Genomic DNA, 18,689 nt, shown 5'->3' with positions numbered 1-18,689 from the left:
CCCAGTCAAGGAAGATCCCGACCGGAAGGCCAACGATGAGCGACCAGAAGATTTCCCACGACGCCGACGGCGAAGAGAAGCCGAACGGCCTCGGCGAAGACGGGACGATTCCCGACTCCGACGATGGAGTCGCCGTCGGGTACGACCCGGACGCCTCCACCTTCGAGCCCGAAGAGGACTGACACCGGCCACCCAGCCGGTTGATGCTGTGGCCCGCGACGCTCCGGCGACGCGGGCCATCTGCGTCGAGACTCACGGGCTCCACGCATCCGGACCCCCGCGGCTTCCCAGGACGAGCCCACAGGCTCGCAGGATGAGCCAGCAGATGCACGATCACGAAGACAGCCTCTCCACGGACGAGCAGCTCGAGAAGGACACCGCTTACTCCCCCGGAAGCGAGACCGAGACGCAGGCGAAGCAGGAGACCGGCACCGCACGGGTCGACGAGGTCGATGGGCGCCTCGACGGCGACATCGACACCGACAAGGTGAATGTGCGGCCGGGCACGGGCGGGCCAGACGATGTCGGCGATATCGACGCGGAGGGCATCGAGTTCCCCAGCGCTGAAGAGGCGAGCCGAGCGGCTCCCTCGGACAGCTAGACCTCCTCGGGCCGCTAGCCCTTCTCGGCCAGCGAGGCCGAGGCGGGGCCGTCCGGCCGCAGCACCAGCCGGTACCCCATGCCGGCCTCCGTCAGGAGGTGGCGAGGCTCGGACGGCACCGGCTCGAGCTTCTTGCGCAGCTGCGACATGTACAGCCGGAGGTATCCGGTGTCGGTGACATGCTCGGAGCCCCAGATGCTCGTGAGCAGCATCTGCCTCGTCACGAGCCTCCCCGCGTTGCGCACCAGCAGTTCGAGTACCTGCCACTCCGTCGGGGTGAGGCGCACGTGCACCGCCTCGCCCCCTCCCGTGCGCACGACGCTCTTCGCGGCGAGGTCGACGGACACGTCGCCGAACGCGACGACGGGCTCGGCGTCGCCCTGCGGCACCCGACGGGACAGGGCACGGATGCGCGCGAGCAGCTCGTCGACGGAGAACGGCTTCGTGACGTAGTCGTCGGCGCCGGCATCGAGCGCATCCACCTTGTCGCCAGCCCCGCTGCGCCCGGAGACGACGAGAATCGGCGCGTCCGACCAGCCGCGGATGGCTTGGATCACTTCGAGCCCGTCGACCTCGGGCATCCCGAGGTCGAGGAGGTACAGGTCCGGGCGGCGCTCGGCCGCGATCGAGACGGCCTCCGTTCCGTTGCGGGCGACGAGCACCTCGTACCCCTTGGCGGTGAGGGTGATGCGCAGTGCGCGCAGCAGCTGCGGGTCGTCGTCGGCGATCAGGATCTTCATGCGCGGTCTCCCTGGATCTGCTCGGGCGGGTTCCCGGTGACAGGCAGCGTCACGACCATCGTGAGCCCTCCTCCTGGGGTGTCCTCCGGCACCAGTGTGCCGTGCATCCCCTCCACGAACCCCTTCGAGATGGCGAGGCCAAGCCCGAGGCCCGTCGAGTTGTCGGTGTCGCCGAGGCGCTGGAAGGGCACGAACACGTCGTCGCGGCGTTCGGCGGGGATTCCGGGCCCCCGGTCGATGACCCTGATCTGCACGCTCCCGCCGAACTCGCTCGTCGCGAGCCGCACGCGGCGGTTCGGTGGCGAGTGGCGGACCGCGTTGGCGAGGAGGTTCACGAGCACCCGCTGCAGGAGGGCCGGGTCGGCGGCGACGGATGCGGCGCTCGAGTCGAGCGCCAGCTCCACGTCGTCCGGGCCGAGCTGCAGCTCGTCGAGCGCGGGCACGATCACGTCGGCGGGGTCGGTCGGCATGACCGACACCGCGAGTGCCCCGGACTGCAATCGACTGACGTCGAGGAGGTCGGTGACGAGAGCGGCGAGCGTGCCGAGGCTCTCGTCCGCGGTCTCGAGGAGCTCATCACGGTCGGCTGCCGCGAGTTCCTCGCCCGCCGAACGCAGGCCGCTGACGGCCGCCGTCGCCGAGGCGAGGGGCCGCCTCAGGTCGTGGCTGAGGGCGGACAGGAGCGCCCGTCTGACCTTGTCGGAGGCGGCGAGCGGGGCCACCTCGTCTGCCGCGTCCCGCAGGTCGCTGTGCTCCAGAGCCGCACCGAGCTGGGCGACGATGACCATCAGGAGGCGACGCTCAGAGGCATCGAGCTCGCGCCCGTGCAGCTCGAGTCGCGCGCCAGCCCCGTCCGACGTCCCGGCACTCACTGGGATGACCGCGTGGCGGTTCCCGCGCACCGGCTCTCCGCAGCTCGCGAGCACAAGCGGGTCACTCTCGCTGGCCTCGCCTCGAGCATCCACGAGTCGCACGCCTGCGAGCCCGAACGCCTCCCGTGTCCGCTCGACCAGCGCCTGCAGGGCACTCTGCCCGCGCAGCACGCTGCCGGCGACCGTCTGCAGCAGCTGCGACTCCGCGGCGGCCCTCCTCGCCTCCCGCGCCCTCCTGGCCGCCCTGTCGACGACGAGGCTCACGAGCGTCGCGATGACCACGTAGAGGACGATCGCGACGAGGTGGCTCGGCTCCGTGATGAGGACTGTGCCGAACGGGGCGACGAAGAAGAAGTCGAGCGTGACCCCCGAGAGCACGGCGGCGAAGAGCGCGGGCCACAGCCCACCGATGAGGGCGACCGTGACGACGAGGAGCTGATAGCTGAGCGCGTGCGTCGTGAACGAGTCGACGCTGCCGAGCGACGCCAGAAGCCAGGTGAGCAGTGGTCCAGCGACCAGGGCGAGCGCCAGCCCCGCGATGCGGCGACACATCGTGAGCGCACCGCCGAGTCGCGGCAGCCTGAGGCCGCCACCGGCGCGCGCGTGGTTCACGATGTGCACGTCGATGCTGCCCGCCTCGCGGGTCACCGCGCTCCCGACGCTCGGTCCAGTGAGCAGCGCAGCCAGACGATTGCGGCGACTCACGCCGATGACCAGCTGGGTCGCGTTGACCGAGCGCGCGAACTCGATGAGCGCCGCCGGGACATCCTCGCCGACGACCTGGTGGTACGTTCCGCCGAGCTCTTCGACGAGCGCCCGCTGCCGTGCGAGGTGCGCTGGGTCACCGGCGCGAAGACCGTCCTGGCTCGTGACATGCAGCGCCAGCAGCTCCCCGCTGCCCGACCTCGCGGCGATGCGGGCGCCGCGGCGCAGCAGGGTCTCGCCCTCCGCGCCACCGGTGATCGTCACGACGACTCGCTCGCGCGCCTCCCACGTGGTGTCGATGCCCTGCTCGGCGCGGTAGCTCTGCAGGGACTGGTCGACCTCATCGGCGAGCCACAGCAGCGCCAGCTCCCGGAGCGCCGTGAGGTTGCCGAGACGGAAGTAGTTGGAGAGCGCGGCGTCGACACGCTCCGCCGGGTAGACGAGACCTCCCGCGAGCCGATCGCGCAGCGCTTGCGGCGAGAGGTCAACCACCTGCACCTGGTCGGCGAGGCGAAGCACCTGGTCGGGGATCGTCTCCCGCTGCGGTGCGCCCGTGATCTGCTCGACGACGTCGCCCAGCGACTCGACGTGCTGGATGTTCACCGTCGAGAGCACGTCGATTCCGGCTTCGAGGAGCTCCTCGACGTCCTCCCAGCGCTTGGCGTTGCGCGAACCTGGGGCGTTCGTGTGGGCGAGCTCGTCGACGAGGGCGATCTCGGGACTGCGCTCGAGCACGGCGTCAACGTCCATCTCCGAGAGCGTCACGCCGCGGTGGAGGGACTCAGCACGCTGCAGCACCTCGAGCCCGTCTGCTGCGGCAGCCGTCGCGGCCCGGCCGTGGGTCTCGACGACCGCGACGACGACATCCTGTCCCGCTTCGCGCATCCGCCTGCCCTCGTTGAGCATTGCGAACGTCTTCCCCACGCCAGGGGCGGCGCCGAGCAGCACCCGCAGCCGTCCGCGCTTCGCCATGACTCAGCGCTCCTTCGTATCCATGGTCGGGGCCTGCAGCTCGACCAGGGCCTGGTTGAGTTCGAGCACGTTGACGCTCGCCTCCCCGAGGAAGCCGAGGAAGGGGCTGGTCGTGTGCGCTGCGACCAGAGTACGGACGTCCGCCTCCGCGATCCCGCGAGCCTCGGCCACGCGTGCAACCTGCAGAGCGGCGTACTCGGGGCTGATCTGCGGGTCGAGGCCGGATGCGGACGCCGTGACGGCATCCACGGGCACCTCGGCGAGCGAGACGCCGTTGAGCTCTGCGACTTGGCGGCGCCGCTCGTCGATGGCCGCGACGAGCTCCGGGTTCTCGGGCCCCAGGTTCGAGCCGGAGGAGGCGCCCGAGTCGTAGCCGTCGCCCGCGGCCGATGGACGCGACTGGAAGAACTCGGGAAGCGGGTTGCCCTCGGCATCCGTGAAGGACTGCCCGATGAGGCTGGACCCGATGCTCGTGCCGTCGTCGTCGTGCAGCTGGGAGCCGTTCGCCTGGGCTCCGAGCGCGAGCTGCCCGATGCCCGTGATGACCAGGGTGTAGCCGACGCCGAGCACGAGCGTGAAGAGGAGCATCGCCCGCACGGCGACCCAGGTGGTGCGCGCCGTAGCGCGAGTTGAGGAGTTCAAGGTGGAGTCCTGTCAGATCAGTCGGGGCGGTGGTGGCGGGGAGGTCAGAAACCGGGGATGAGGCGCACGACGAGGTCGATGAGCCAGATCCCGACGAACGGCGCGACGATGCCGCCAGCCCCGTACACGAGGAGGTTCCGGCCCAGCGTGCTCGCGGCGTTCGCCGGCCGGTATTTCACGCCCCGAAGCGCGAGCGGCACGAGCAGCACGATCACGATGGCGTTGAAGACGATCGCCGAGAGCACGGCCGAGGCGGGCGAGTGGAGACCCATGATGTTCAGGACCCCGAGACCGGGGTACACGCCCATGAACATGGCCGGGATGATCGCGAAGTACTTGGCGATGTCGTTCGAGATGGAGAACGTGGTGAGCGCGCCGCGGGTGATGAGGAGCTGCTTGCCGATGCGCACGACGTCGATGAGCTTCGTCGGGTCGGAGTCGAGGTCGACCATGTTGCCCGCCTCCTTCGCCGCGGACGTGCCCGTGTTCATCGCGACGCCCACATCGGCCTGCGCGAGCGCCGGCGCATCGTTGGTGCCGTCACCCGTCATCGCGACGAGGTTGCCGCCGTCCTGCTCGCGGCGGATGTAGGCGAGCTTCTGCTCCGGCGTCGCCTCGGCCAGAAAGTCGTCGACTCCGGCCTCCTTGGCGATGGCGGCCGCCGTGAGCGGGTTGTCGCCCGTCACCATGACGGTGCGGATGCCCATCGACCGCAGCTCCGCGAAGCGCTCGCTGAGGCCCTCCTTGACGATGTCCTTGAGGTGGACGACGCCGAGCACGCGCCCGGCGACCGAGCCGGTGCCTCCGACGGCGCCGGGGCCGGGCGCATCCATCACGGCGACGACGAGCGGGGTGCCTCCGCTCTGCGAGATGCGGTTCGTGGCGTCCTCGAGCTCCTCGAGCCGCGAGGCCTCGAGCGGCGCGCCCTGGTCGGCGAGCCAGGCCGTCACCGCGGACCCGGCACCCTTGCGGATGCGCGCGCCGTCAGGCAGGTCGAGTCCCGACATGCGGGTCTGCGCCGTGAACGGGACGACCTCGCCCTGCGCCTCACGCGGTTGATCGGCCAGTTCGATCCCCTCCTGGCGGGCGAGCTCGACGATGGAGACCCCCTCAGGGGTCGGGTCGGCCAGCGAGGAGAGGGCAGCGGCGCGGACCAGTTCCTGCTCGCCCGCGGCGTGCATCCGCACGAACTCGGATGCCCGCCGGTTGCCGTAGGTGATGGTGCCGGTCTTGTCGAGCAGCAGCGTCGTCACGTCGCCGGCGGCCTCGACGGCCCGCCCGGACATCGCGAGCACGTTGCGCTGCACGAGCCGGTCCATGCCCGCGATGCCGATCGCCGACAGCAGCGCTCCGATGGTGGTCGGAATGAGACACACGAGCAGGGCGATGAGGACCGTGATGCTGACGGGCTTCGCCGTGTACGAGGCGATCGGGTTGAGCGTCAGCGCGACGACCACGAACACGATCGAGAGGGACGCGAGGAGGATGGAGAGCGCGATCTCGTTGGGTGTCTTCTGCCGGGATGCTCCCTCGACGAGGGCGATCATCCGGTCGACGAACGTCTCGCCCGGCTTCGAGGTGATGCGAACCACGATGCGGTCGGAGAGCACGCGAGTGCCCCCGGTCACGGCGCTGCGGTCGCCACCGGACTCGCGAATGACGGGGGCCGACTCGCCCGTGATGGCCGACTCATCCACGGAGGCGATCCCCCAGATGATGTCGCCGTCGCCCGGGATCAGCTCCCCCGCGGCGACGACGACGACGTCTCCGAGGGTGAGGTCAGCCGAGGAGACCTCGACGGTGCTCCCGCGCTCTGCCCCCGGGTCGCCGGCCTGGTCGTAGCCGCCCACCCGGTGAGCCGCGGTGCTGGTCCTGGTCTGCCGGAGGGTCTCGGCCTGCGCCTTGCCCCGCCCCTCGGCGACCGACTCGGCGAGGTTCGCGAAGAGCACCGTCAGCCACAGCCAGACGGCGATGGCGATGGTGAACGAGGCGGGGATCTGCGTACCGCCGGAGTCAGCCGGACCGCCTAGGAAAGGCTCAGCGATCGCGAGCGCCGTCGTGAACGCCGCTCCGACCCACACGATGAACATGACCGGGTTGCGCCATTGCGCTCGAGGGTCGAGCTTGCGGAACGCGCCGGGCAGCGACGCCATGATTGGGATGCTCTGCATGATCAGGAGAGTCCTTCTGCGAGGGGGCCCAGCGCGAGCACTGGGAAGTAGGTGAGGGCCGTGATGAGGACGCTCACGCCGGTGAGCAGCCCGATGAACTGCGGGCGGTGCGTCGGCAGGGTGCCGACGGTGGCCGGCACCTTGTCCTGCGCGGCGAGCGAGCCGGCGAGCGCCAGCACGAACACGATGGGGACGAAGCGGCCGAGCAGCATGACGGTGCCGAGGGCCGTGTTGAGCCATGGCGTGTTCGCGGTCAGGCCGGCGAACGCCGATCCGTTGTTGTTGGCGGCCGAGGTGAAGGCGTAGAGCACCTCGGAGAGGCCGTGCACGCCCGGGTTCCAGATGGACGTCGACTGCACGTCCTCGCGGATGCCCGGGATGGCGAAGCTCAGGGCGACTCCCGTGAGCACGAGGACGGGCGTGACCAGGATGTAGAGGCTCGCGAGCTTGATCTCTCGCGGCCCGATCCGCTTGCCGAGGTACTCCGGGGTGCGCCCGATGAGGAGGCCGGCGATGAACACCGCGATGATCGCCAGCACGAGCATGGCGTACAGGCCGGAGCCGACGCCGCCTGGCGCGATCTCGCCGAGCATCATGTTCAGCATCGGGAGGAGGCCGCCGAAGGCCGTGTAGGAGTCGTGCATGGAGTTGACGGCACCGGTCGACGTGCCAGTGCTCGTGGTGGCGAAGAGCGTCGAGCCGATGATGCCGAAGCGCTGCTCCTTGCCCTCCATCGCTCCCCCTGCGGCCTCGGGCGCTGCGCCGAAGCCCGCGCTCTCGACGGCGGTGAGCACGGCGAACGACACGGTGAAGAGCGTGGCCATGACGGCGAGCACGGCGAGCCCCTGGCGGCGGTCGCCGACCATCCGCCCGAAGGTCCGAGGCAGCGAGAACGGGATCGCGAGCATGAGGACGATCTGCAGCAGGTTCGTCGCAGCGCTCGGGTTCTCGAACGGATGCGCCGAGTTCGCGTTGAAGAAGCCGCCTCCGTTGGTGCCGACGAGCTTGATCGCCTCCTGGGACGCGACAGGGCCACCCGGGATGGACTGTGTTGCCCCGGCGAGCGTCGCGATGTCGGTGAACCCGTTGAAGTTCTGGATGACGCCGCCCGCGAGCAGCGCGAGCGCGGCGAGGGTCGACATGGGCAGCAGGACTCGGACGGTGCCCCGCACGAGGTCGACCCAGAAGTTGCCGAGCGTGCCGCTGCGCGTGGCGGCGAAACCGCGCACGAGGGCGATCGCGACGGCCAGACCGACCGCGGCGGAGACGAAGTTCTGCACGGTGAGCGCCGACAGCTGGACGGTGTAGCCGAGCGTGAGCTCCGGAGAGTACGACTGCCAGTTCGTGTTCGTGACGAACGAGACTGCCGTGTTGAAGGAGAGGGGCTCGGACGGCGCCGGCAGCCCAAGCGAGTAGGGCAGCCATTGCTGGGTGCGCTGCAGCAGGTAGACGAGGAGCACGCCGACCGCGGAGAAGATGAGCACTCCGCGGAGGTACGACTGCCAGGTCTGCGGGGAGGCGGGGTCGACGCCCACGAGCCGGTACGCGGCCCGCTCAAGACGCCAGTCCTTCTCTGAGGTGTAGACCCAGGCGAGGTAGTCGCCGAGGGGGCGGTGGAGTGCCGCGAGGATGAGCGCGAGCGTCAGGAACGCGAGGGATGCCATGAGCACAGGAGATCCGTCCATCAGAAGCGCTCCGGTTTCAGGAGTGCCACGACGAGATAGACGATGGCGGCGATGCCGAGGGCGACCGCGACGATGTCGAAGACGATCACAGTTTCTCCATCGCCTTGCCGAGCAGGCCGATGGTGGCGAAGAGGGCGAGCACGCCCGCGACGAAGACGACGTCAAGCACTTGGGCTCCGTTCGGAGGTCAGCGGCCGAGCCGAGGCGGCTGGGCTGCACGCCGTGAGGCGCAGTGCTCGATACAACTCCTCTCAGAGCGCCTGCAAGGTCGTCCTAACGGAACCCATACGAGGTGGATGCTCTTCCTTACAGAACGCCGATGCCGCCTCGCAGCTTGCACCGCGATGATGGGGGCCGGCACCCGACGCGGTGCCGAGGAGGCAGGGCTTTGACCGATGAACGTACTGGTGATGGGCGCGACGGGATACATCGGCAGCCGAGTGATACCGGTCCTGCTCGACGCGGGCATGGAGGTCACGGCCGGCGCCCGCAAGCCGGGCGACCTCGACGCGTTCTGGTGGGCCGAGCGGGTGCGCCGGGTCGAGCTCGACGTGCTCGATGAGGCCTCCGTCGCGTCAGCGGTGACGGGTGACGTCGACGCCATCCTCTACCTCGTGCACGGCATGGCGAGCGACGACTTCCGCGAGGCGGATCTCGAGGCGGCGCGGCTCGTGCGCGCGGCCGCTGATCGCTCTGGAGTTCGACGCATCGTGTACGTCTCCGGCATCATCCCGCCCGTCGCGGAGGAGGTGCTCTCGGAGCACCTCACTTCGCGCCTCGAGGTCGAGCGCGAGCTCCACGAGGCGGACGCGGTGGTCGTCACCCTGCGAGCCGCCATGGTCCTCGGCGCGAGCTCCACGAGCTTCGAGCTCATGTCGCAGCTCGCCGCGCGGCTGCCCGTGACCGTGGTGCCTGCGTGGATGCAGAGCGACGTCGAGCCCATCGCGGTGGTTGACCTTGCCAGGGCCGTGAGCGGCGCGCTGACCGCCGACGTCTCAACGCGCGCCTACTCCGTCGGCGGCGGCGAGCAACTCCCCTACCCGAGGCTCATCGACCGCTACGCCGACACCGTCGAGAAGCGCCGGCCGCAGGTCATCCTGCCTGGGCTGCCCGAGTCCCTGGTCGCGAGGCTCGCGACACTGATCACCGATGTGCCGTCCTCGACCGTGACGTCGCTCATGGAGAGCCTTCGCGAGGACATGGTCGCCGACGACGACACGTGGATCGCCGAGCTCCTCCCGGAGGACGCCGAGCGCCCGCTGTCTGTCGACGAGGCCCTGCGTCGCTCCGTCGCGCAGCCCGACCTCACCGTTCCCGCGTCGCAGCGAGACCCGATGGGGCGGCTCCCCGGCGACCCCTCCTGGGCGGCGGCTACCGACTGAGCAGCTTCCACGTCGACGGCAGCAGCGCACTGACGGCCGCGATCTTGATGGCATCGCCGATGAGGAACGGCACGACCCCGAGCGCGAGGGCGGTGCCGAGATCGACGCCGAGCGAGACCGCGAGCCACGGCACGCCGGCCGCGTAGACGAGGAGGGTGCCGAGCACCGAGGCGCCGACTGTGGACGCGATGTGGCGGTCGGCGCGGCGACGGGCAAGCGCACCTACGGCGACGGCGGCCAGCACGTAGCCGATGATGTAGCCGAACGAAGGGAACAGCACGCCGGAGGCCCCGTCGGCGAAGATGGGCGCGCCAAGAGCTCCGAGCGCGAGGTACAGGCCGGCGCTCGCCGCGGCCCGTGCGGGGCCGAGGGATGCGCCGGTCAGCAGCACGGCGAAGGTCGCGAGCGAGACGGGCACTGGCGTGAACGGCAGCGGGACGACGATGAAGCCGGCCGCAATGAGGAACAGCGTGCCGCCGAGCACGAGCGCGACGTTGAGGAGCTGAACTTCGGCACGGGTACGGGCGCTGACCCCACGGCCAGAACCGGCCCCGGCCACGAGATCGGCGAGGACGCGGGGCACGGCGCCGTTGGCGGGACGCCCGGCAGCTGTGGTCGATTCGGTGCTCATAGGGGGTAGGACCTTTCTCTCGAATCTCCTGAACAGTGTTCAGTGAACAGTGTTCAGTAGATTAGCGCCATGACACCCCGTGGTCCAGCCGAAGGCGCCTCACGTGACGCCGCACGCACACCCGCGAGCAGCCACGAGAAGCTCAGCCGCACCGAGATCGTCACCACGGCCCTCGAGGTACTGGACGAGCACGGCCTGCCGAACCTCTCCATGCGGCGCATCAGCGACTACCTCGAGGTGCAGCCGAGCGCGCTCTACTGGCACTTCCCCAACAAGCAGTCGCTGCTCGCGGCCGTGAGCGACCGCATCCTGCGCTCACTCACCACCGAGACGTGGCTCTTCCCGGGCAAAGGAGTCGAGCCCGGAACACAGCAGACCCGTACCCTCGCACTGCAGCTTCGCACCGCGCTCCTCTCGCGCAGGGACGGCGCCGAACTCGTCTCGAGTTCGTTCGCGCTCGGCCTGCTGAGTGTCGACCTGGTGCGGATGACCTCCGGCGCGGCCCAGAGCGACTTCACCCTCGAGGGCGCGGGCAGTCGCACGTGCGCCGAAGCGGTCGTGCACTACACGATCGGGCAGGCCTTCCACGAACAGCAGCGGACCCACGCCGCGGAGGTCGGCGCCCTCCAGGCTCGCACCCAGGACCCACTCGAGCCCCAGGATCCCACCGAGCGCTTCACGGCAGGCCTCGACCTGATCCTCGCCGGAGCCGCGGCGCTCGCGAAGGGCGAGACGAGCACCGCCCTCTAGGCGAAGTCGACGTGCTGCAGCACCCACGTGTGCATCGCGACAGCCGCAGCCGCTGACGCGTTGATCGAGCGAGTCGAGCCGAACTGCGAGATCTCCAGCACAGCATCCGACACCTCGACAGCCTCCGCCGACACCCCTGGGCCCTCCTGACCGAACAGCAGCACGCACCGCTCCGGCAGCTCGTAGGTCTCGATGGGCACGCAGCCAGGCACGTTGTCGATGGCGAGCACGGGCATACCCTCGCTTCTCGCCCAGGCGATGAACGCCTCGACCGTCTCGTGGTGCACGACGTGCTGGTACCGATCAGTGACCATGGCACCCCGCTTGTTCCAGCGGCGCTTGCCGACGATATGCACCGTATCGGCGGCGAACGCGTTCGCGCTGCGCACGATCGAGCCGATGTTCATGTCGTGCTGCCAGTTCTCGATCGCGACGTGGAACGCGTGACGCTTCGTGTCGAGGTCGGCGACGATCGCATCCATCGACCAGTACCGGTAGCGGTCGATCACGTTCCTGCGGTCGCCGTGCTCGAGCAGCTCCGCGTCGAACCACGGCCCCTCGGGCCATTCCTCGCGCCCACCAGGCCAGGGGCCGACCCCGTGAGGGGCGTCGTCTTCGCTGCCGAACTGCTGCTGTTCACTCACCGCAACAGCCTAGGCGCGCCGAGCTCGCAGCGGCGAACGTGGCGTACACTCCACTTAGAGTCGAACTGACCTTAAGTAGGCGCCGTTCCGGCAACACCACCAGCAGAGAAGAGAGCAGCGGATGACCGCCACCAACGCGACCCTCGCCGTCTCCACGGTGATCTTCGCGCTGCGCCCTTCCCCGCCCTCGTCGCACCGGGCGCCAGCGCCCACGATCTGGGTCCCGCTCGTGCGCCGTCAGCGCCAGCCGTTCATCGACCTCCTCGCCCTCCCAGGCGGACCGCTCGGCGACGAAGACCTCGGCGCCGCCGCCTCGCGCACCCTCTTCGAGACGATGCGCCTCGCGCCCAAGTACCTCGAGCAGCTCTACGCCTTCGGCGACGCCGACCGCGTCTTCGGCAACGACCCCCGCGTCGTCTCCGTCGTCTACTGGGCGCTCGTGGGCGGCGAGGAGGCGAGCTCCGCCCGCCTCGGAGACAACGTGCGCTGGCACCCCATCGACGACCTCCCGCCCCTCGCCTTCGACCACCGGCGCATCATCGACTACGCCCTCTGGCGGCTCAGGAACAAGGTCGAGTACAGCTCGATCGCGCACAGCTTCCTCGGCGAATCGTTCACCCTCGCCCAGCTGCGGGAGGTCTACGAGGCAGTGCTCGGCAGACCGCTCGACGCCGCCAACTTCCGCCGCGACATGCTCGCCTCGAAGTCCCTCACCGAGACCGGAGAGACCCTCGCCGGCACCCGGCACCGACCCCCGAAGCTCTACCGGTACAACGAGGCTTCCGCCCCGGCCGGCGAGAGCACCCCCGCGAAGAAAGACGCAAGCCATGACCACGACCGCCTCAGTGCACACCACGATCACGCGCATCCAGAACGGCAAGCAGGCGGGCGAGAGCTGCTCGCCGGAGCTCGTGAAGTCCCCGTGGGTGTTCGACCTGCAAGTGCCGTCCTACGGGCCTGGGGCGTCAATGGCCGACCGGCTTCCGCCCGCGGCGCCCAGGCAGGAACTCCTGCCGGAGGAGTACCGGACCGCGAGTGACGAGGAGATCCACGACCGCATCCTCGCTGCCAAGGCCACGCTCGGCGACCGAGTCGTGACCCTCGGCCACTTCTACCAGCGAGACGAGGTCGTGCAGTACGCCGACTTCATCGGCGACTCCTTCCAGCTCGCGAACGCCGCCAAGGCGAAGCCGGAGGCAGAAGCCATCGTGTTCTGCGGCGTGCACTTCATGGCGGAGACCGCCGACATCGTGTCGGCACCGGAGCAGGCCGTCATCCTCCCGAACCTCGCGGCCGGATGCTCCATGGCCGACATGGCCGACAGCGACTCCGTCGAAGAGTGCTGGGAGCAGCTCACCGAGCTCTACGGCACGGAGCCGGACGCCAACGGCCGCGTGCCCGTCATCCCCGTCACCTACATGAACTCCTCCGCCGAGCTCAAGGCGTTCTGCGGCCGCAACGGCGGCATCGTCTGCACCTCCTCCAACGCCGAGACGGTGCTCACGTGGGCCTTCGAGCGCGGCCAGCGGGTGCTCTTCTTCCCCGACCAGCACCTCGGCCGCAACACCGCGAAGGCCATGGGCGTGCCCACCTCGGAGATGCCGCTGTGGAACTCGCGCCGCCCCCTCGGCGGGCAGACCCCGGAGTCGCTCGACGCCGCCAGGGTGATCCTCTGGAACGGCTTCTGCTCCGTCCACAAGCGCTTCACCGTCGCGCAGATCGAGAAGGCCCGCGCCGAGTACCCCGAGGTGCGCGTCATCGTGCACCCCGAGTGCCCCATGGCGATCGTCGACGCCGCCGACGAGTACGGCTCCACCGACTACATCACGAAGGCCATCGCGGCCGCCCCAGACGGGTCGGTGTTCGCGATCGGCACCGAGATCAACCTCGTGCAGCGCCTCGCCGCCGAGTACCCCCAGCACACCATCTTCTGCCTCGACCCCGTCGTGTGCCCCTGCTCGACGATGTACCGCATCCACCCCAGCTACATCGCCTGGGTGCTCGAGGGGCTCGTCGCGGGCGAGGTGCGCAACCAGATCAGCGTCCCCGTCCACATCGCCGAGCCCGCCAGGGTCGCCGTCGAGCGGATGCTCGCGGCAAGGCCAGACACCACGATGGCGTCCTGACATGGCCCGGGAGGCCGGGCCCCTGCGGGTCCTCGTCATCGGGAGCGGCATCGCCGGCCTGACCGCCGCCCTCGCCGCCTGCGCAGACGGCCACGACGTGAGCGTCGTCACAAAGTCGACACTCGATGACACCGCCACGTCCCACGCCCAGGGCGGCATCGCGGCGGTACTCGGCACCGGCACCGGCACCGGCACCGAGCGTGACGGCGACGACAGCGTCGAGTCGCACGTCCGCGACACCGTCGCGGCCGGTGCCGGCCTCGGCGACCGGCGCGCCATCGAGGTGCTCTGCCGTTCCGCGGAGGCGCGCATCCTCGAGCTGATCGCGCTCGGCACCCGCTTCGACCGGGAACCCGCCGGCGCGCTCGCCCGGGGCCTGGAGGCCGCGCATTCGCACGCCCGCATCCTGCACGCGTTCGGCGATGCCACGGGGCGCGAGATCCAGCGCGCGCTCAGCGCAGCAGTCCGATCAGCGGCCGCGCACGGCGAGCTCCGGCTGCTCGAGCACACGTTCCTCGCCGACGTCGCGGTGCGCGGCGGGCGTGCCGCCGGCGCGTGGCTCCTCAGCCCCGAGGCGCCGACGCCCCGCTTCCACTTCGCCGATGCCGTCGTCCTCGCGACGGGTGGCACCGGCCAGCTCTTCGCCCACACCAGCAACCCCGCTGTCGCGACCGGCGACGGCATCGCCGCCGCAGCCAGGGCCGGCGCACAGCTCGCGGACCTGGAGTTCGTGCAGTTCCATCCGACGGTGCTCGCCGGTTCCGGCGGCGCACTCATCTCAGAAGCCGTGCGCGGGGAGGGAGCCGTGCTGCTGAACGAGGCGGGCGAGCGGTTCCTCCTCGGCGTGCATCCCGACGCGGAGCTCGCCCCACGCGACATCGTGGCGCGGGGCATCGCCGACGAGATGGCGAAGCAGGACGGCCGCCCCGTCCGCCTCGACGCGAGGCACCTCGGGCGGGAGTTCCTCGAGCGTCGATTCCCGAGCATCACTGCGCGCATCGACGCGAGCGGGCTCGACTGGTCGCGCGAGACGGTCCCCGTGACGCCGGCCGCCCACTACCTGATGGGCGGGGTCGTGACCGACCTCTCCGGGCGCACGAGCAGCCCCGGGCTGTTCGCCGCCGGGGAGACCGCCCGCACCGGCGTGCACGGCGCCAACCGGCTCGCGTCGAACTCGCTCCTCGAGGGTGCCGTGTTCGGGCGCCGCATCGCGGAGGCGATCGACCACGACGCCGAAGCGCGATCCCTCGCCTCGGCTCCTGCCCCTGCTCCTGCTCCTGCTCCTGCTGACCAACTTCAGTGCGAATCTGCCCAAGCAGGGCTGGTTCAACCGCTTTCTCGCCAGAATCGCACTCATGTTGGACAGGCGACGTCGCGCGACGACGCTCCGGCCTTCTCGCGCGGGGCGCTGCAGGAGCTCATGTGGGCGCACGCGGGGCTGCACCGCAGCGGTCCGGCGCTCGAAGACGCCAAGCGCACGCTCGACGCGTGGGCCGAGGCAGGGCCAGCAGACGGGGCTTCCTCCAGCGTCCGCGACCGCGAGGACACGAACCTGCTCCTCCTCGCCCGGCTCACGGTGGCCGCGGCGCTCGCGCGCACCGAGTCGGTGGGCGCGCACTTCCGATCCGACGAGCATCCGGCGGCAGGGGCGGCGTCCCAGCCTGGGTCCCCGCACGCACTCCCCCGCTCGGTCCCCCTCCGACAGAAGGCGATGGCGCACTGATGCTGACTCCTGCCCACATCACGACCGCCGTCAGCGCTGCACTGACCGAAGACGCCCCGTGGGGTGACATCACGGTGCACGCGCTCATCCCCGTCGAGGCGACCGCGAGCGCGACGCTCGTCGCCCGCGAGGCGGGGGTGCTCTCGGGCATCGACGTGTTCGCGGCGGCGTTCCGGCTGACGGATGCCGACGTCCTCGTCGATCTGCACGCCGACGATGGCGAGGCGTTCGTGGCCGGGGATGTGCTGGCGACGGTGACGGGTCCCGCCGGGTCGGTGCTGACGGCCGAGCGGGTCGCGTTGAACTTCACGCAGCGGATGAGCGGCATCGCGAGCCTCACCCGGAGCTACGTCGAGGCCGTCGCCCACACCTCGGCTCGCATCACGGACACCCGCAAGACGACGCCAGGGCTCAGGGCCTTCGAGCGGCACGCCGTCGCGAGCGGGGGCGGCCGGAACCATCGCTTCTCGTTGTCCGATGCCGTCATGGCGAAGGACAACCACCTGGCGGTGCTGCTCCAGCAGTCCGGCCTCGGGGTCACGGCTGCGCTCCTCGCAGCGCGCGCGAGGCTGGGCCACACGACGCACGTCGAGGTGGAGGTCGATCGGCTCGACCAGATCGCGGCGGTGCTCGACGCGGGCGTGGACACGATCATGCTCGACAACTTCTCGCTCGCCGAGCTGCGCGAGGGCGTCGCCCTCATCGCCGGTCGGGCGGTCGTGGAGGCGAGCGGCGGGGTGAGCCTCGATACGGTCGCAGCGATCGCGGAGACCGGTGTCGACGTCATCTCCGTCGGCGCGCTCACCCACAGCGCGCGGGCCATCGACCTGGGTCTCGACATGTCGCTCGAGGTCGGGCCCGTGTCCGACACCGATGACTGAGCCCGATGACTGAGGCGGGTGCCTGACGTGCTGCACCTCGACGCCGCGGCGACCTCGCCGGTTCGCGAGGAGGCGCTCGCCGCCGCCTGGCCGTTCCTGACGGCGTCGTTCGGCAACCCGTCGAGCACGCATGGGCTCGGCGAGGAGGCGTCTGCGGCGCTAGCCGACGCTAGGAAGAGCGTCGCGGCCGTGCTCGGCTGCCGCGCCACCGAGATCGTGTTCACCTCGGGCGGCACCGAGGCGAACAATCTGGCGGTCAAGGGCCTCGCGCTCGGCGACCAGCGCGGACGGCACGTCGTGACGAGCCGCCTCGAGCACGAGTCGGTGCTCGCCTCCGTCGACGCACTGGTGCGGCTCCACGGCTTCGAGGTGTCGTTCGTCGATGTGGATGCCCGCGGCACGGTCAGCGCGGAGTCGCTCGCCGCTGCCCTCCGCGACGACACGACGCTCGTCTCGCTCTCGACGGCGAACAACGAGGTCGGCACGGTGCAGGACATCGCCGCTCTCACCGTCGTGGCCCATGCGCGCGGGGTGCCGTTCCACACGGACGCCATCCAGGCGGCGGGCTCCCTCGACATCTCGATGTCGTCGACCGGCGTGGATGCGCTCAGCGTGTCCGGCCATAAGTTCGGGGCCCCGAAGGGGGTCGGAGTCCTCGCGGTGCGGTCGAGGCTGCCGCTCGAGCCACTCATCCACGGTGGCGGCCAGGAGCGAGGGCGTCGCTCTGGGACGGAGAACGTGGCCTTCGCGGTGGCGTTCGCGGTCGCGCTGCGGCTCGCCGACGAGGAGCGGCGCTCGGGCCAGCTCGACGCCCTCAGCGCCAGAGACGCCTTCGTCGCCGCGGTGCTGGGGTCGCTCCCGGGCGCGCGGCTCACGGGCCACGCATCCGCTCGCCTCCCCAGGCACGCGTCGCTCATCATCCCAGGCATCAACGGCGAGACGGTGCTGCTCGAGCTCGAGCAGCACGGCGTGCTCGCCTCGGCTGGCGCGGCCTGCGCCGCCGGCCACGACGAGCCGTCGCACGTGCTGCTCGCCCTCGGCATCTCGGAGGACGACGCGCGGACGGCCCTCCGGTTCACGTGGGGAGCGTCCACGACCGCAGATGAGCTCCGTGGTGTCGCGGACGCTCTCCTCGAGTCGGTCGCGCGGGTCTCGATCGGCTAGCGCCTGCGCTTCGGGGCGCCCGAGAGGAGCCTCGAGCCGTCCTTCGTGAGCTTCCGGTACTCGACCCCCTCTGGGCCGAGTCGCCTCCGCATGGTGCGCAGCGCATCCACCGACGCGTCGACCGTCACGACCCTGCGCCCGCACTCGCGCGCCACCGCCGCCGTCGTGCCGGAGCCGCCGAAGAAGTCGGCGACCCAGTCGCCCTCCCGGCTGGATGCGCGGATCATGCGCCGCAGCAGCCCCGCCGGCTTCTGCGTCGCGTAGCCGGTGCGCTCCTTGCCGGTCGGGGAGACGATCGTGTGCCACCAGACGTCCGTCGGCAGCTTGCCCCGCGCCCGCTTCGCCTCGGTGACAAGTCCGGGCGCCATGTACGGCTCGCGGTCGACCTCGGCGGCATCGAAGTGGTACTTCTTCGGGTCCTTCACGTAGACGAGGATCGTGTCGTGCTTCGCCGGCCACCGCTTCGACGTGCGCGCCCCGTAGTCGTACGCCCAGATGATCTCGTTGAGGAACTTGTCGCGCCCCACGAGCGCGTCGAGGACAACCTTCGCGTAATGCGATTCCCGGTAGTCGAGGTGCAGGTACAGGGTGCCCGTCTCGTCGAGCAGCCGCCAGGCCTCCACGAGGCGCGGCTCGAGGAAGCCCCAGTAGTCGGCGAACTCGTCGTTGAACGCCGAGAGCTCCCCGAGGGTGTGCTCGTAGCTGCGCCCCTGGAACCCCGTGCGGGTGAGCGGCGTGGATGCTGGGGCCGCCTCATCCGATTCGGCGGGCGCGGCGTCGTGCGCGAGCGCTTCCCCGAGCTCGGCGGCTTCGACGGACTCCTGCACGGGCGACTGCCGTTTCACCTTCACCGACTGCCGTTTCTGCTGCTTGCCGGTGTTGAAGGGCGGGTCGAGGTAGATCACCTGGAAGGTGCCGTCGGGGAGGCGGCGCATGGCGTCGAGGTTGTCGCCGTGCACGACGAGGTCGGGTCCGGCGGCGTTCCACAGCGAGGTCACCC

General features: G+C 70.4%; 17 protein-coding genes and 1 pseudogene. 9 read left to right on the top strand and 9 right to left on the bottom strand.

Translation table 11 applies throughout. The features are described 5' to 3' along the window. The first annotated feature begins 35 nt into the window (after window positions 1–35). Both ITJ67_RS08990 and ITJ67_RS08985 read left to right on the top strand, forming a co-directional pair. Window positions 36–182: a hypothetical protein gene (locus tag ITJ67_RS08990; RefSeq protein WP_181057671.1), complete on the top strand. Its 147-nt coding sequence runs from the start codon at window positions 36–38 to the stop codon at window positions 180–182. Window positions 183–313: 131 nt separating this feature from the next. Further along, complete coding sequence (locus ITJ67_RS08985) at window positions 314–601, top strand: hypothetical protein (RefSeq protein WP_160070852.1); 288 nt, start codon at window positions 314–316, stop codon at window positions 599–601. Between the two features lie 14 nt (window positions 602–615). Here the strand turns inward: ITJ67_RS08985 and ITJ67_RS08980 are convergent, their stop codons facing one another. The 6 genes from ITJ67_RS08980 to kdpF are packed head-to-tail and all read right to left on the bottom strand — an operon-like array spanning window position 616 to window position 8,477. After that, entirely contained in the window at window positions 616–1,341 is a 726-nt protein-coding gene (locus tag ITJ67_RS08980) for a response regulator (RefSeq protein ID WP_194677391.1), read from the bottom strand. After that, window positions 1,338–3,890, bottom strand: coding sequence for an ATP-binding protein (locus ITJ67_RS08975; protein WP_194677390.1), 2,553 nt, complete (start codon window positions 3,888–3,890; stop codon window positions 1,338–1,340). The genes ITJ67_RS08980 and ITJ67_RS08975 overlap by 4 nt, the downstream gene beginning before the upstream one ends. A 3-nt stretch (window positions 3,891–3,893) precedes the next feature. After that, window positions 3,894–4,532 carry a potassium-transporting ATPase subunit KdpC gene (gene kdpC / locus ITJ67_RS08970; RefSeq protein WP_194677389.1) on the bottom strand — a complete coding sequence of 213 codons (639 nt, stop codon included), beginning with the start codon at window positions 4,530–4,532 and terminating at the stop codon, window positions 3,894–3,896. Window positions 4,533–4,576: 44 nt separating this feature from the next. Continuing rightward, on the bottom strand, window positions 4,577–6,703 hold the full coding sequence (kdpB, locus tag ITJ67_RS08965; protein WP_194677388.1) for a potassium-transporting ATPase subunit KdpB: 2,127 nt from the start codon (window positions 6,701–6,703) through the stop codon (window positions 4,577–4,579). A 2-nt stretch (window positions 6,704–6,705) separates the two neighbouring features. Beyond that, entirely contained in the window at window positions 6,706–8,367 is a 1,662-nt protein-coding gene (kdpA, locus tag ITJ67_RS08960; protein WP_228502552.1) for a potassium-transporting ATPase subunit KdpA, read from the bottom strand. A gap of 20 nt (window positions 8,368–8,387) precedes the next feature. Beyond that, complete coding sequence (gene kdpF / locus ITJ67_RS20250; RefSeq protein WP_104240046.1) at window positions 8,388–8,477, bottom strand: K(+)-transporting ATPase subunit F; 90 nt, start codon at window positions 8,475–8,477, stop codon at window positions 8,388–8,390. Between the two features lie 306 nt (window positions 8,478–8,783). Between kdpF and ITJ67_RS08950 the strand changes: the two genes are divergently transcribed. After that, a complete protein-coding gene (locus ITJ67_RS08950; RefSeq protein WP_194677386.1) occupies window positions 8,784–9,770 on the top strand; it encodes an NAD(P)H-binding protein in 987 nt (328 codons plus the stop codon). Here ITJ67_RS08950 and ITJ67_RS08945 read toward each other — a convergent pair. Then, the gene (locus ITJ67_RS08945; RefSeq protein WP_160070860.1) at window positions 9,760–10,401 is read right to left on the bottom strand and encodes a biotin transporter BioY; all 642 of its coding nucleotides are present in this window, start codon (window positions 10,399–10,401) and stop codon (window positions 9,760–9,762) included. The genes ITJ67_RS08950 and ITJ67_RS08945 overlap by 11 nt on opposite strands. 69 nt (window positions 10,402–10,470) lie before the next feature. Here ITJ67_RS08945 and ITJ67_RS08940 point away from each other — a divergent pair, with 69 nt between their 5' ends. Continuing rightward, window positions 10,471–11,151, top strand: a complete 681-nt coding sequence (locus ITJ67_RS08940) for a TetR family transcriptional regulator (protein WP_194677385.1) — start codon at window positions 10,471–10,473, stop codon at window positions 11,149–11,151. On the opposite strand, the gene ITJ67_RS08935 is transcribed toward ITJ67_RS08940, so the two are convergent. Further along, window positions 11,148–11,795 carry a TrmH family RNA methyltransferase gene (locus ITJ67_RS08935; RefSeq protein WP_160070862.1) on the bottom strand — a complete coding sequence of 216 codons (648 nt, stop codon included), beginning with the start codon at window positions 11,793–11,795 and terminating at the stop codon, window positions 11,148–11,150. The genes ITJ67_RS08940 and ITJ67_RS08935 overlap by 4 nt on opposite strands. Before the next feature lie 121 nt (window positions 11,796–11,916). Here ITJ67_RS08935 and ITJ67_RS08930 point away from each other — a divergent pair. The 5 genes and pseudogenes from ITJ67_RS08930 to ITJ67_RS08910 form a co-directional block, all read left to right on the top strand. Continuing rightward, window positions 11,917–12,588, top strand: a pseudogene (locus tag ITJ67_RS08930) (NUDIX hydrolase); the annotation flags it as partial. 34 nt (window positions 12,589–12,622) lie between these two features. After that, window positions 12,623–13,921, top strand: a complete 1,299-nt coding sequence (nadA, locus tag ITJ67_RS08925; protein WP_194677384.1) for a quinolinate synthase NadA — start codon at window positions 12,623–12,625, stop codon at window positions 13,919–13,921. A gap of 1 nt (window position 13,922) precedes the next feature. Then, a complete protein-coding gene (locus ITJ67_RS08920; RefSeq protein ID WP_194677383.1) occupies window positions 13,923–15,644 on the top strand; it encodes an L-aspartate oxidase in 1,722 nt (573 codons plus the stop codon). After that, window positions 15,644–16,525 (top strand): carboxylating nicotinate-nucleotide diphosphorylase, encoded by an 882-nt coding sequence (gene nadC / locus ITJ67_RS08915; RefSeq protein WP_194677382.1) that lies wholly within the window; start codon window positions 15,644–15,646, stop codon window positions 16,523–16,525. The genes ITJ67_RS08920 and nadC overlap by 1 nt, the downstream gene beginning before the upstream one ends. Before the next feature lie 27 nt (window positions 16,526–16,552). After that, window positions 16,553–17,689: a cysteine desulfurase family protein gene (locus tag ITJ67_RS08910; protein WP_194677439.1), complete on the top strand. Its 1,137-nt coding sequence runs from the start codon at window positions 16,553–16,555 to the stop codon at window positions 17,687–17,689. Here ITJ67_RS08910 and ITJ67_RS08905 read toward each other — a convergent pair. After that, a complete protein-coding gene (locus tag ITJ67_RS08905; protein WP_160071547.1) occupies window positions 17,686–18,624 on the bottom strand; it encodes a DNA-methyltransferase in 939 nt (312 codons plus the stop codon). The two genes, ITJ67_RS08910 and ITJ67_RS08905, sit on opposite strands and share 4 nt — an antisense overlap. Between the last annotated feature and the right edge of the window lie 65 nt (window positions 18,625–18,689).

Origin of the sequence: Pseudoclavibacter sp. VKM Ac-2867 (assembly GCF_015351275.1) — a bacterium.
In the GTDB taxonomy this organism is placed as follows: Bacteria; Actinomycetota; Actinomycetes; order Actinomycetales; family Microbacteriaceae; genus Pseudoclavibacter.
Note: the sequence above shows the minus strand (reverse complement) of the source record. Positions and strands in the feature narration are given on the sequence as shown.

Excerpts from the sequence above, each read along its gene's own strand:
- ITJ67_RS08990 (WP_181057671.1), top strand. The coding sequence starts at position 36 with ATGAGCGACCAGAAGATTTCCCACGACGCCGACGGCGAAGAGAAGCCG.
- ITJ67_RS08985 (WP_160070852.1), top strand. The coding sequence starts at position 314 with ATGAGCCAGCAGATGCACGATCACGAAGACAGCCTCTCCACGGACGAG.
- ITJ67_RS08980 (WP_194677391.1), bottom strand. The coding sequence starts at position 1,341 with ATGAAGATCCTGATCGCCGACGACGACCCGCAGCTGCTGCGCGCACTG.
- ITJ67_RS08975 (WP_194677390.1), bottom strand. The coding sequence starts at position 3,890 with ATGGCGAAGCGCGGACGGCTGCGGGTGCTGCTCGGCGCCGCCCCTGGC.
- kdpB (WP_194677388.1), bottom strand. The coding sequence starts at position 6,703 with ATGCAGAGCATCCCAATCATGGCGTCGCTGCCCGGCGCGTTCCGCAAG.
- kdpA (WP_228502552.1), bottom strand. The coding sequence starts at position 8,367 with ATGGCATCCCTCGCGTTCCTGACGCTCGCGCTCATCCTCGCGGCACTC.
- ITJ67_RS08950 (WP_194677386.1), top strand. The coding sequence starts at position 8,784 with ATGAACGTACTGGTGATGGGCGCGACGGGATACATCGGCAGCCGAGTG.
- ITJ67_RS08945 (WP_160070860.1), bottom strand. The coding sequence starts at position 10,401 with ATGAGCACCGAATCGACCACAGCTGCCGGGCGTCCCGCCAACGGCGCC.
- ITJ67_RS08940 (WP_194677385.1), top strand. The coding sequence starts at position 10,471 with ATGACACCCCGTGGTCCAGCCGAAGGCGCCTCACGTGACGCCGCACGC.
- nadA (WP_194677384.1), top strand. The coding sequence starts at position 12,623 with ATGACCACGACCGCCTCAGTGCACACCACGATCACGCGCATCCAGAAC.
- ITJ67_RS08920 (WP_194677383.1), top strand. The coding sequence starts at position 13,923 with ATGGCCCGGGAGGCCGGGCCCCTGCGGGTCCTCGTCATCGGGAGCGGC.
- nadC (WP_194677382.1), top strand. The coding sequence starts at position 15,644 with ATGCTGACTCCTGCCCACATCACGACCGCCGTCAGCGCTGCACTGACC.
- ITJ67_RS08905 (WP_160071547.1), bottom strand. The coding sequence starts at position 18,624 with ATGCGCCGCCTCCCCGACGGCACCTTCCAGGTGATCTACCTCGACCCG.